This window comes from Streptomyces manipurensis (genome assembly GCF_049570255.1).
Lineage (GTDB): Bacteria > Actinomycetota > Actinomycetes > Streptomycetales > Streptomycetaceae > Streptomyces > Streptomyces manipurensis.
This window is the reverse complement of the sequence record NZ_CP186950.1, coordinates 6,627,090-6,639,538: the sequence shown is the minus strand read 5'-3', so window position 1 is coordinate 6,639,538 and position 12,449 is coordinate 6,627,090. Positions and strand designations below refer to the sequence as shown.

General features: G+C 70.5%; 9 protein-coding genes. 3 read left to right on the top strand and 6 right to left on the bottom strand.

Translation table 11 applies throughout. From position 1 onward, the window contains the following. Nucleotides 1–47 precede the first annotated feature (47 nt). The 4 genes from ACPU2J_RS30155 to gap all read right to left on the bottom strand — a co-directional run bounded on the left by ACPU2J_RS30155 (nucleotide 48) and on the right by gap (nucleotide 6,087). Nucleotides 48–920: a universal stress protein gene (locus ACPU2J_RS30155; protein WP_420078773.1), complete on the bottom strand. Its 873-nt coding sequence runs from the start codon at nucleotides 918–920 to the stop codon at nucleotides 48–50. A 345-nt stretch (nucleotides 921–1,265) separates the two neighbouring features. Beyond that, the gene (locus ACPU2J_RS30150) at nucleotides 1,266–1,976 is read right to left on the bottom strand and encodes a response regulator (RefSeq protein WP_420078774.1); all 711 of its coding nucleotides are present in this window, start codon (nucleotides 1,974–1,976) and stop codon (nucleotides 1,266–1,268) included. A 187-nt stretch (nucleotides 1,977–2,163) separates the two neighbouring features. Next, on the bottom strand, nucleotides 2,164–4,821 hold the full coding sequence (gene adhE / locus ACPU2J_RS30145) for a bifunctional acetaldehyde-CoA/alcohol dehydrogenase (RefSeq protein WP_423834435.1): 2,658 nt from the start codon (nucleotides 4,819–4,821) through the stop codon (nucleotides 2,164–2,166). Nucleotides 4,822–5,058: 237 nt separating this feature from the next. Beyond that, on the bottom strand, nucleotides 5,059–6,087 hold the full coding sequence (gene gap / locus ACPU2J_RS30140) for a type I glyceraldehyde-3-phosphate dehydrogenase (RefSeq protein WP_420078776.1): 1,029 nt from the start codon (nucleotides 6,085–6,087) through the stop codon (nucleotides 5,059–5,061). A 345-nt stretch (nucleotides 6,088–6,432) separates the two neighbouring features. Here gap and ACPU2J_RS30135 point away from each other — a divergent pair, with 345 nt between their 5' ends. The 3 genes from ACPU2J_RS30135 (at nucleotide 6,433) to ACPU2J_RS30125 (ending at nucleotide 9,241) form a co-directional block, all read left to right on the top strand. After that, nucleotides 6,433–7,119, top strand: coding sequence for a CBS domain-containing protein (locus ACPU2J_RS30135; protein ID WP_420078777.1), 687 nt, complete (start codon nucleotides 6,433–6,435; stop codon nucleotides 7,117–7,119). Nucleotides 7,120–7,424: 305 nt separating this feature from the next. Then, nucleotides 7,425–8,222, top strand: coding sequence for a sigma 54 modulation/S30EA ribosomal C-terminal domain-containing protein (locus ACPU2J_RS30130; RefSeq protein WP_420078778.1), 798 nt, complete (start codon nucleotides 7,425–7,427; stop codon nucleotides 8,220–8,222). An 86-nt stretch (nucleotides 8,223–8,308) separates the two neighbouring features. Further along, complete coding sequence (locus ACPU2J_RS30125; protein ID WP_420078779.1) at nucleotides 8,309–9,241, top strand: universal stress protein; 933 nt, start codon at nucleotides 8,309–8,311, stop codon at nucleotides 9,239–9,241. A gap of 703 nt (nucleotides 9,242–9,944) precedes the next feature. Here ACPU2J_RS30125 and ACPU2J_RS30120 read toward each other — a convergent pair. Both ACPU2J_RS30120 and arcC read right to left on the bottom strand, forming a co-directional pair. Continuing rightward, entirely contained in the window at nucleotides 9,945–11,477 is a 1,533-nt protein-coding gene (locus tag ACPU2J_RS30120; RefSeq protein ID WP_423834434.1) for a YfcC family protein, read from the bottom strand. Then, entirely contained in the window at nucleotides 11,474–12,427 is a 954-nt protein-coding gene (gene arcC / locus ACPU2J_RS30115) for a carbamate kinase (RefSeq protein ID WP_423834433.1), read from the bottom strand. Before arcC ends, ACPU2J_RS30120 begins: the two co-directional genes overlap by 4 nt. Nucleotides 12,428–12,449 lie beyond the last annotated feature (22 nt).

Below are 12,449 nucleotides of genomic sequence, written 5' to 3'. Positions count from 1 at the left end.
CCGGGAAGCGGGGCGGCATGCCGCACGGTAGCGGCCGGTTCGGTCGGTCAGTCGTGCGGCACGACCGTGACGGGAGCCAGGGAGTGGTGGATGACGGCGTGAGTGACGGCCCCGATGTGCGTGCCGATCCGCGCACGCCGGTTCCGGCGACCCACCACGACCAGCCGGGCCCCTCGCGAGGCTTCCGGGAGGTCCTGCGCCGGCCGGCCCTGGCGGCATTCACGGACGACGGAAACACCGGGGTACTTCTCCGTCCACGGGGCCAGCGCCTCGTCGAGCGCCCGGCGCGCGTCCTGCGCGACTTCCGCCCACATCAGTTGCAGGGCGGCGCCCATGTCGGCTCCGTAGAGCGACGGAACGGCCCAGGTGTGCAGTACCCGCAGACCGCAGCCGTACCGGTCGGCCGCCGCGAAGCCGAAGGCGAGCACCTCGTCGCCGGGTGCGGACACGTCCAGGCCGACCACGACCTCTCCGGCCGGTCCGTCCTCCCCGGCCGCCGGGCGGGTGTGCGGGCGGACCAGAACGACCGGGCGCCGGGTGCGGGCGAGCACGGCCAGCGAGACGGATCCGGCGAGGAAGCCGGCCAGCCTGCCCAGGCCACGGGAGCCGAGCACCAACAGCTCCGCCTCGTCCGCGGCGGCACACAGCTCCTCCACCGGGTCACCGCAGACCCATTGCGTCTCGGTCAGCAGACCCGGGTGGCGTCGACGCAGTCGCCTCCCCGCCGTACCGAGCGCCCGCTCACCCCACCCCTGAGCGGTCGCCGGCGCCACCAGGCGGGTACGCGGATCGTCGTCCGTGCTCCAGACCTGGAGAATCCGGAGCGGCGCCGCGCGGCGCACTGCCTCCCCGGCAGCCCAGTCCACGGCGGCGAGGCTCTCACGGGATCCGTCGAAGCCGACGGTGACGGTGCGGGACATGAACGGCTCCTCGGGAGAACGGGGAAGGGCCTTGCATCTCCACAGTGACCTGCCCACGACCCACCCGCCGAGGGGCCACAGGTCCCTGCTGCGGGTCCTGTAGGCCCCACACGACCGCACACCGCCGGGCGGTCGGTACCCATGCAGTTCTGGCATCACGCCCGCTGCCCCGTAGCTGTCGTGCCGCACGCCTGACGGTCCCGCCCCGCTTCGGGGACGGCCCCGGCCGGCCTCTCCGGCAGACATGCGGAAGCGGCCCGGCCCGACGTCCGAGAAGGACGCCGGGCCGGGCCGCTCAGCCGTTTCGCGGGCGCGTGAACCTGCGCTCGGATCCCGGCACAGCCGTCACACCTTGCCGAGCCGCCCGCTCTGGTCTCCCTGGGCGGCCAGAGCCTGCGTGGCGATGACGGCGGCCTGCACTCGCCGTTCGACGCCCAGTTTGGCGAGCAGCCGGGAGATGTTGTTCTTGACCGTCTTCTCCGCCAGGTAGAGCCGCTGACCGATCTCACGATTGGTCAGCCCTTCCCCGACGAGAGCGAGGATCTCGCGCTCGCGCTCCGTCAGGCCGGGCAGACCCTGGGGAAGCTCCTCCTGAGAAGGTCCGCCGCGCAGCCGGGCCATCACCCGCGCCGTAGCGCCGGGGTCCAGCATGGACTGGCCGGAGGCGACCGTCCGCACGGCGTTCACCAGGTCGGTTCCGGTGATCTGCTTGAGCACGTATCCGGACGCGCCGGCCATGATCGCATCGAGCAGCGCTTCCTCGTCGTCGAATGACGTCAGCATCAGGCAGGCGAGGTCGGGCATCCGGGAGCGCAGCTCCCGGCAGACGCTCACACCGTCCCCGTCCGGCAGGCGCACATCCAGGACGGCGACCTGCGGGCGCAGCGCGGGCACACGGACGAGCGCCTGCTCGACCGTGCCCGCCTCCCCTACCACGGTCAGGTCCGGCTCGGCGTCCAGCAGATCGTGCACACCGCGGCGCACGACCTCGTGATCGTCGAGGAGGAAGACCCTAACCGGTTCCTTCCCTGCGAGGCCGCCGCTGCTGTCCCTCATCGCACACTCCGAGTTCGCCGATTCTTCCGCCCGCCGGCGGATCCACTGCATCGTGCCGTGCGAGCGGCACCTTCGGCCAGGGCCGGATGGCCCTCATACGCGGCCGCGCCCCAGATGGCTGCCCTGGACCCGGGTCCCACACGGTCTCGGCGGCCCGCCCACAGAGCGGCCGCCACCCTACGCGCCGTCAGAAGGAGGGAAGGGGCCGCGGCCCGGCATAGTAGGCCGCGCGCATGATGTCCTCCATGTCGTCCAGCATCGGCATGCGCGGGTTGGCCGGGGCGCACTGGTCCTCATAGGCGTTCAGTGCCTGCTGCGGCAGCGCGCCGATGAAGGCGACCTCGTCAAGTCCCAGGGCGCGGAAGGAGGGTTCGATGCCCACGGCGTCCCGCAGGCGTTCCACCGCGGCGGCGTACGAGGCCACGCCCTCGGCGGGGGTGGATGCGGGGAGCCCGAGGGCACGGGCGATGTCCTGGAACCTCTCGGGCGCGCGGTAGCTCTCGTACTTGGGCCATCCCGTCAGCTTGCCGGGAACGCTGCCGTTGTAGCGGATCACGTGCGGCAGGAGGATTGCGTTGGTCCGCCCGTGGGCGATGTGGAAGGTGGCGCCCAGGGTGTGGGACATCGCGTGGACGATGCCGAGGAAGGCGTTGCCGAAGGCCATGCCGGCGATGGTGCCCGCGTTGTGCATCTTCTCCCGTGCCACGCTCCGCCGTGCCGCCTCGCCGGTGACCGCCGCCTCGAGGTGGTCGAAGATCAGTCTGATGGCGTGCAGCGCCAGACCGTCGGTGAAGTCGTTGGCATAGACGGAGACGTACGCCTCGGTGGCATGGGTGAGGGCGTCGAAGCCGCTGTCGGCGGCGAGCGACGGCGGCAGGTCGTTGGTCAGGACGGGATCGATGATCGCGACGCTGGGGGTCAGGGCGTAGTCGGCCAGCGGGTACTTCTTGCCGGTCGCCGGGTCGGAGATGACGGCGAAGGGGGTGACCTCGGCGCCGGTTCCCGAGGTGGTGGGGACGCAGACGAGACGGGCCCGCTTGCCGAGCACGGGGAAGCGGAAGGCACGCTTACGGATGTCGGAGAACTTCTGCCGCATGTCGGCGAAGTCGACGTCCGGCTGTTCGTACAGCAGCCACATCACCTTCGCCGCGTCCATGGGGGATCCGCCGCCCAGGGCGATGATGGTGTCCGGCCGGAAGTCGCGCATGAGAGCGGCGCCACGCTGTACGGAGTCGATGCTCGGCTCCGGCTCGACGTCGTCGATGACCTGGATGGTCACGGGCTGCTGCCGCTGTTGCAGAACACGGCTCACGCGCTCCACGTAACCGAGCCGGGTCATGGTCGCGTCGGTGACCACGGTGACGCGCTGGACGTCGGGCATCGCCGCGAGGTAGCGGATGGCCTGAGGCTCGAAGTAGATCTTCGGCGGCACCTTGAACCACTGCATGTTGTTCTGCCGGGTGGTGACGCGCTTGATGTTGAGCAACTGGGCGGCCGAGACGTTGTCCGAGACCGAAGTACTGCCCCAGGAACCGCAGCCCAGGGTCAGGGACGGAACCAGACGGTTGTAGATGCCGCCGATCGCTCCCTGCGAGGACGGCGCGTTGACGATGATCCGTACCGTCTTCATACGACGGCCGTAGCGCTCGGCGAGGGCCGGGTCCCCGGTGTGGATCACCGCGCTGTGTCCTTGCCCGTGGAAGTCGACCATGTCGGCCGCGAGATCGAAGCCCTCCTCGGTGGACGCTGCCCGCAGCACGGTGAGGACGGGGCAGAGCTTCTCCCGCGTCAGCGGCTCGTCGGGCCCGACCCGGCTCGCCTCGGCCAGGATGAGCGAGGTGTCCGCAGGTACGGTGAACCCGGATTGCTCGGCGATCCGGTCGGGGCTCTGTCCGACGGCTGCCGGGTTGACGCGGCCCTGTCGGCCGGCTGCGTCGGGCGGAAAGAGGTAGGTCTCCAGCTTCCGCTTCTCCTCGGCCGTGGCGACGTACGCGTGCAGGCGCCGGAATTCGGCGAGCGCCTCGTCGTACACGTCGGTGTCCAGGATGACCGCCTGCTCGGACGCGCAGATCATGCCGTTGTCGAAGGACTTGGACAGGACGAGGTCGTTGACCGCCCGGCGCAGGTCCGCGCTGTGGTGCACGTAGGCCGGCACGTTGCCGGCGCCGACGCCGATGGCGGGCTTGCCGGCCGAGTAGGCGGCTTTGACCATGGCGTTGCCGCCGGTCGCCAGGATCAGCGCGACGCCTGGGTGTCGCATGAGGAGGCTCGTGGCCTCGATGGAGGGAGCCTCGATCCACTGCACGCAGTGCTCGGGCGCTCCGGCGGCGACGGCGGCGTCCCGCACGATGCGTGCGGCTTCGGTGCTGCACACCTGCGCGGAGGGGTGGAAGGCGAATACGACGGGGTTGCGTGTTTTCAGCGCCAGCAACGCCTTGAAGATGGTGGTGGAGGTCGGGTTGGTGACGGGCGTGACCGCGCAGAGCACACCGACGGGTTCGGCGATCTCGATGATGCCCTCGATGTCGTCGCGGCCGATGACGCCGACCGTCCTCGCCCGGGACATGCTGTGGGTGACGTGCTCGCAGGCGAACATGTTCTTCACCGCCTTGTCCTCGAAGACACCCCGCCCGGTCTCCTCCACCGCCGAGCGGGCCAGGGCGGTGTGCTGATCCAGGGCGGCCACCGACGCCTTGGCGACGATGTGGTCGACCTGCTCCTGCGTGAAGGACTCGAAGTCGGCGAGCGCCTTGGAGGCGTTGTCGACCAAGAGGTTCACCGCGATGAGCGTGTCCGACGGGGTGCCGTCGGTGGTGGTGCGGGGGTCGCTGGTCGCCCGTGTCATGGAAAGCTCCCTGGGTGTGGGTGGCACTGTGGCCACACGTGGCCAGCCACCGGGGTGGCCACCCGTTCCGTTCCGTCCTGTCACCTACAGCCTTGCCCTGGACGCGTCCTCGGCTGAGGTCCCGAAGGTCCCTCGACGAGGCCCGATGGTCTCCGGCACCTGTGGCAGCGCAGAGGCTTGCGCCACCACCGGGCCTTCCGTGCCTCTACGGCGTCCGCTGCCCGGGCTGCCGCCGGCTCACCGGGCGTCGAGCAGCGTGGCGACGTACTGGGTCAGGTCGACGAGACGGTTGGTGTAGCCCCACTCGTTGTCGTACCAGCCGAAGACCTTGACCAGGTCGCCGTTGGCCTGCGTCAGCGGGGCGTCCACGATGCACGAGGCGGGGTCGCCGACGATGTCGCGCGAGACGATAGGGGCATCGCTCACCCTCAGGACGCCCTTCAGCGGTCCCTCGGCAGCCTCCCGGAACGCGTCGTTGACGTCCTGTGCGGACACCTGCCGTGCCAGCACCAGGCTGAGGTCGGTCAGCGAGCCGTCCTCGACCGGCACGCGCACGGCGATGCCGTCCAGGGTGCCCGCGAGTTCCGGGAGCACCAGGCCGACGGCGCGGGCGGCGCCGGTGCTGGTCGGGATGATGTTCACCGCGGCCGTGCGGCCGCGGCGCAGGTCCTTGTGCGGGCCGTCGAGCACGACCTGGTCGTTGGTGTAGCCGTGGATGGTGGTCATCAGTCCCTTGACGATGCCGAAGCGCTCGCTGAGGACTTTCATCATGGGTGCCACGCAGTTGGTGGTGCAGGACGCGTTGGAGATCACGTGGTCGACGCGCGGGTCGTACGCGGACTCGTTGACGCCCATGACGATGGTCGCGTCGACGCCCTTGCCGGGGACGGACAGCAGCACCTTGCGTGCTCCTGCCGTCAGGTGCCGGCCCGCTTCCTCCTTGGTGCGGAAGCGGCCGGTGGCCTCGATGACGACGTCCACGCCGAGCGCGTCCCACCGGAGGTCGGCGGGGTCACGCCGGGACGTGACCGCGATGCGGTGACCGTCCACCGTGATGGATTCGCCGTCGTGATCAACGGTGCGGTGGAGTCGGCCGTAGGTGGAGTCGTAGGTGAGCAGATGGGCCAGCGCAGCCGGGGAGGTGAGGTCGTTGACGGCCACCACCTCGATGGGGGTGCCGTTACTCGTCTCCGCGCGTTCCATGACGCAGCGCAGGTAGTTCCGGCCGATGCGTCCGAAGCCGTTGATTCCGATGCGTACGGTCATCTCCGCCGCCCCTTCCCTTGGGTGCCGATGCGAGTGGTGCCAGCCTGGGGGGCATGTCGCGCCGCGGGCAGGGGTCGAACGGGGTGCACGCCAGGGCCGTTGGGCCCTCTCCCCGGCGGGCCCCGCCCGGCCCGGCCTGTCACGGGCCGAACGGCCCGGCGTGCGGGTCCTGACCGGTTCTGTCCCCCGGCCGTCCTCCGCCCCACTCTGGAAGCAACGGCAAGCATGAGGAGCAGACGAACCCGGGGCTTCCCGGCCCCCCGGCGCGCTGAGCACAGCGGTCGGCGGGCAGTCAGAGGTCGGGGCGCCATCGGCGGTATCCGGAAACCTGCGAGACGAGTGGAGATGAGCACCGTGGTCGAAGAACGGACGGTGGGCCAAGTCATGACCAGCGAGGTGGTCCAGGCCCGCCCGGACACCTCCTTCGAAGAACTGGCTCGCATGCTCATCGTCCATCGGATCGGCGGGCTGCCGGTGGTGGATGACGACGACAAGGTCATGGGCGTCGTCTCTCGGAAAGACCTTGCCAGGCAACAGGGCTGTCTCGGCCGGCACGACTCCGGGCGGCATCGGATGGCGCACACACCACGGCGACCGGCCGACGCCCACTCCGTCGCGGGACCCGCCCTGGCGGCAGGCGAGCTGATGACCAGCCCGGCTGTAACCGTGCATCCCGAACAGCGCGTCGCCGACGCCGCGCGCATCATGGAACGTCGCCACGTCGACCGGTTGCCGGTGGTGGACGAGGAGGACCGTCTGATCGGCATCACCACGCGACGTGATCTGCTGCGCGTCTTCCTGAGGACGGACGAGGAGATCCTCGCGGACGTCGCCGATGCCGTCTCCGGCCGGGCGCCGGCCGCCCACCGTATCGACGGGCTCCGCATCGACGTTCGCGACGGGATGGTCACCATGGTGGGATCATCCGAACCTGCCCTCGATACAGCGGCGTTGATCAGGGTCACGTGGCGCGTGGACGGTGTGGTGGGTGTGGTGAACCGGCTGACAACCGGCCGCGAAAGCGATCACTGACAACAGGGCGGGACACCACGGGCTCTTCCGTCGGTTGAGCGGCCGCAGTCACCGCGGCCGGTCGCGGCGACCTGGAGCCGCCGACCCGAGCCGTGCTGTCGGTCCGGCACGTCACGCGATATCGGGCCGGGGCTCGTCGGCTTACCCGTCTCTGGGTCTGTGGGCCGAACGGCCTTGCCGGGCCGACCGCAAGTCCCTGGTTCTCGGGTGGTGTCGGTACCAGTGGCGCCGTGTCGGGGTCCGGACGGCTCTGCCCGGGAGCGGCTGCCGGCAGACAGGCTGGAAGGGATCGAGGAGGAGTTCTCATGAGCGGTCTCAAGACCAGCCGGACAGCCGACGTCCAGGTCCGCAACCGAGGGCAGGTGCCCGATGGCGCGGACGTGTACGCCCAGGGAAAGATGCTCGCGGTGATCGGCCACGTGCGCGGACCCGTGCTGACCGTGCGGGTGAAGCTCACGCAAGCCGTCAACACTTCGGCGAACCGCCCGGCCACGGCTCAGGCCGTGGTGGACGTCAACGGCCGGATGGTACGCGCCCACGTGGCCGCGAACAGCATGTTCGAAGCGGTCGACCTCCTGCAGGAGCGCCTGGCTGCCCGGCTCACCCGGCCACGGCGGTATGCGGCGGGCGGCCCCCACCGCAACGGCACGCCCAGCCGGACATCGCGGGACGGCGCAGAGCACGACCACCGTCCGCACCGGCATCACGTTCCCGCCGAAGAGCGCCGGATCGTGCGGCACAAGTCCTTCAGCCTGGTCCACCAGACCCCTGAGGACGCCGTGATCGACCTGGAGGCCATGGACCACGACTTCTGGCTTTTCACGGACCTGGCCTCCGGGCGCGACAGCGTCGTCTACCGCGACGTCCGTACCGGGCGGCATCGCATGGCTTCGCTGGGACCTCTGGGTCAGGAACGGGAGGTCGACGGTCTGCTCGGCGTGAGCACGGTTCCCGTGCCGACGAGCAGTGTGACCGAGGCCGTTTCACGGTTGCACCTCACCGGGCTGCCCTTCGTCTTCTTCAACGACACGGCCACCGGCCGGGGCTGCGTCCTCTACCACCGCTACGACGGCCACTACGGGCTGATCACTCCGTCCCGGTAGCACGTTCCGGGCGACGCCGCGCGCCCGGCCGCCGGTCCCCGGACCAGTGCCGCAAACCACCCGAAGACCCCTCAACCGGAGGAATCATGTCACGTACCGTCATCGCCGCTGTGGACGGCTCGGCCGAGTCGCTGGCCGCTGCGGACTGGGCCGCCCACGAGGCACAGATGCGCCGTCTGCCCCTGCACCTCCTGCACGTCTGGCAGGACTGGTCACGGGCCTTCGCCCACGCCCCGTTCACCGGCCTGGACACCACGCCCTGTGAGGGGGCGACCGCCGCTCAGCACTACGCCGAGCAGGTCACCCACGACGCGTCCGACCGGCTGCGGACGGCGTACCCCGGCCTGGAGATCAGCGTCGAGCAGGTGCACGGCCGCCCCGCGGAGGTGTTGCTGTCCGCCGCAGAGAAGGCAGAAGTCCTGGTCGTGGGTTCACGAGGGCTGGGTGGCCTGGCCGGGTTCCTGACCGGATCGGTGTCCCTGCCCGTCATCGCGCACGCCGAGCGGCCGGTCGTCGCCGTACGGGCCGGGGAACGGGCCGAGTGTGAACCGCTCCCCGGGACGGGCGACCACGGGGACCTCAAGGGGCAGTGCCTCGACGTGGTGCTCGGCCTCGACCTCTCCAGGCCGTGCGACGAGCTGCTCGCGTACGCATTCGAAGCCGCCGCTGCCCGAGCGGCCACCCTGCGGGTCGTGCACGGCTGGAGCGTACCGGTGGTCGAGGGGTACGACCCTGCGGCGGCCGACCCCGGCCACGGCGTCGCGCTGGGACTGCGCCAGGCGAGCGCGCTCACCGACGTACTGCGTTCGTGGCGCGGCAAGTTCCCCCAGGTCGAGGTCAAGGAGCAGTGCCTGGTGGGACGGCCCGCGGGCCACCTCGTGGAAGCGTCGAAGGAAGCCTCGCTGCTGATCGTCGGACGGCGCATACGCCGGGCGGCCGTCGGAGCGCACATCGGCCCGGTCACCCACGCAGTGCTGCACCACGCCACGACGCCCGTGGCGGTCGTCCCTCATCCCTGATCGTCGCGAGCCTCACCGAGGACGGATGCACCCCGGCTGCGGTGCCCCGACGGACGCCGTCGCCCCTTGACACCAGGAGCCCTCGTCGCGCAGCTGCGCGACGAGGGCTCCTGGTGTGCTGCGACCGCAGTGGTCGGTGCGTTGCTTGTCGTACCGGGTGGAAAAGACGGAAGCCACCGCGGCGAGGGGCGCGATGGGGCGGTCGGTCCGGGTCCACAGGCCGGCCGGGAAGGACCGTTGCGGCAGTTCCCCGCCCGTCCCCACCACCTCGACCAAAGCGTCCGTGCAGGCCTTGCCCGCCCGCCTGCGCTGGCGCAACTCTCAGGCCTGCCAACCCCGATGGGTGGCCGCCCGACGCCGCGAGCGTATCCGTATCAGCAGCCGCAGCGAGACGGCCATCCGGTGGGGCGGGCGCCCCACCAGTGGCCCGTCGGCGCTGTCGCACCGCCAGTCCACAGCGAGGACGGGAATCGCGCCCGTGCAGTCGCTCCGATGGCCGGCAGTCCGGGCATGAGGCCCCACCTCCTTGAGCGGCCACGGACACCATGCCCCGCCGGAGCTCACGGTCGCGGCTCAGAGGAGCACCCCAGGCCCAGTTGGCGCCGTCCGGCGGAGCCCACAGGTCCGCCTCGTGCTGGGCACACGACGGTGGCCGGCTGGTCGGTGTCCCGACCAGCCGGCCACTTGCCTGCTCCGCAGCGATTCAGCGCACTGCCGCACCGAGTGCGAGGAATCCGGCGACGGCCACCAGCAGAGCACCCATCAGCGGTGCCATGAAGCGCAGGTACCGGTCGTAGCGGACCTTGGCAAGGGCGAGGCCTCCCATGACGACGGCCGAGGTGGGCGTAACGAGGTTCACCCATCCGGAAGCCGACTGGTACGCGGTCACCACCAGAGCCCGGCTCACCCCGGCGAAGTCGGCCAGGGGGGCGAGGATGGGCATGGCGAGGGCCGCATGGCCGGACGAGGAGGGGACGAAGAAGGCCAGCGGGAGATTCACCAGGAACATCAGGACGGCGAACACCCCGGATGACGTGCCAGCCACGGCACTCTGCAGGACGTCGAGGATGGTGTCGGTGACACTGGCATTGTTCATGATCACCGTGACTCCCCTGGCAAGCATGACGATCATTGCCGCTCCGATGAAGTCCCCTGCGCCGGCGGTGACGGCGTTCACCGTGCCCTTCTCTCCCAAGCCGCCGACCAGCCCCACGGCGACCGCCGCAACGATGAACAGCGCGGCGAGTTCAGGGAAGTACCACCCGAGCGTGGGCAGGAAGGTGACGTGCAGATCGGACCAGGGGACGACGGCGAAGATCATGAAGAGGAACGTGGCCGCGAAGAGACACAGGACGGTGCGCCGGCGGCTCGTGAGCTTCGCCGCTTCGCTGCCCTCGGCCTTGATGCGGAGGTCGTCCTCGGTGAGGGGTGTCAGCGACCGTGAGGGGTCTTCGGTCACGCGGCGGGCGTAGCGCACGACGTATGCCGCTGCCAGGGCCGTCAGACAGGCCCACATCACCAGTCGCAGGACGATGCCGTCTCCCGTGCCGATGCCGGCGCTGTCGGAGGCCACCCCGGTGGCAAAGGGGTTGACGGTCGAGGCGAGGGTGCCGACCCCGGCTCCCACCATGACGACCGTCGCGGCGACCATGCGGTCGTAGCCCAGGCCGAGCATCAGGGGGATCATCAGCCCGTAGAAGCCGAGGGTTTCCTCGGCCATGCCGTACGTGGTCCCGCCGAGGGAGAACACCGTCAGCAGGACCACGAGCAGCAGGGTCCTGCGGTGGTGCAGACGCTGCGCGAGGCGCGCCACTCCCGCCGTGAGTGCCCCGGTGCGCATCGTGACGGTGATGAACGCGCCCACGGCCAGGATGAAGAGGAACACGCCGGCCGCGCCCGCGAAGGAGCCGGTCCCGCCGGGTGCGGTGAGGCCGGTCCCGGCATCGGTGACGCCGTAGAGACCGTTGACCGGGGAGAGGAACAGGTCTTTGAGCCGCTCCCAGAATCCGGTGGTCAGTTCTACGGAGTGGTAGGTGCCCGGTACGGGGCTGCCGTCCTTGGTGTTGTAGCGGCCGGCGGGGATGACGAACGTCAGGGCCCAGACTGCGACGGTGACGGCGATCAGGACAGTGAAGGCGGACGGGAACCGAAGCCTGCGCCGTGGGGCGTGGGGCGCGCCGGAGTCCGTTCTGGCTCTGGCCGGCTGCGGGGATGCGGGTGCGCTCTGCAGAGTCATGTCAGGTCCTGTGTTCCGTCGTGGCGGGTTTCGCGGTAGCCGCCGCTGGGTGTGACGACGGTGCCGGCGGCTCCGTCGAGGATGGCTCGGGCGTCTTCGAGAGCGCCGATGGCCGCCATTCCGCCGGTGAGCTCGACGAACCGGCACACGGCGTCGACCTTGGGACCCATGGATCCGGCGGGGAACTGCTGGGCTCTCAGGGCCGCGGGCGTGGTCCGTCCGACGGGCACGGCGCTGGGGGTGCCGTATCCGAGCGACACATGAGGTACGTCCGTGAGCAGCAGGAGCGCGTCGGCGTCGAGCGCCTCGGCCAGGAGGGCGGCGGTGAGGTCCTTGTCCACCACGGCTTCGACGCCGGTCAGCTGCCCTTGTTCGTCACGGATCACCGGTACGCCGCCGCCTCCGGCGCACACGGCCACCGCTCCCGAGTTGAGCAGCAGCCGGATGAGCCGTGTCTCCACGACGCGTTGTGGACGGGGGGACGGTACGACGCGTCGCCAGTGGGCGCCGTCCTGCTTGACCGTCCAGCCGCGTTCGGCGGCCAGTCGCTCCGCTTCGGTCCGGTCGTAGACCGGACCCACGAATTTGGCCGGGTCGGTGAAGGCGGGGTCGGCCGCGGAGACGAGCGTCTGGTTGAGCAGGGCGCAGACCTGCCGTTCGGGCAGGGCGTTCTGCAGGGACTGGAGCAGCCAGTAGCCGATCATGCCCTGGGTCTCCGCGCCGAGGACGTCGAAGGGGTAGGGGCTGCTCAGGGAGCGGTCGGCGGCGCTCTGGAGAGCGAGCACGCCGACCTGAGGTCCGTTGCCGTGGGTGATGACGAGTTCGTGCTCGTGCGCGAGGGGGGCGAGCGCGGACACGGCAGCGCGGATGTTGGCGAGCTGCACGGCGGCGTCCGGCCGCTCCTCGCGGCGGAGCAGGGCGTTGCCGCCCAATGCGACGACTACACGCATGACGTGTTCTCCGAGGTCGAGG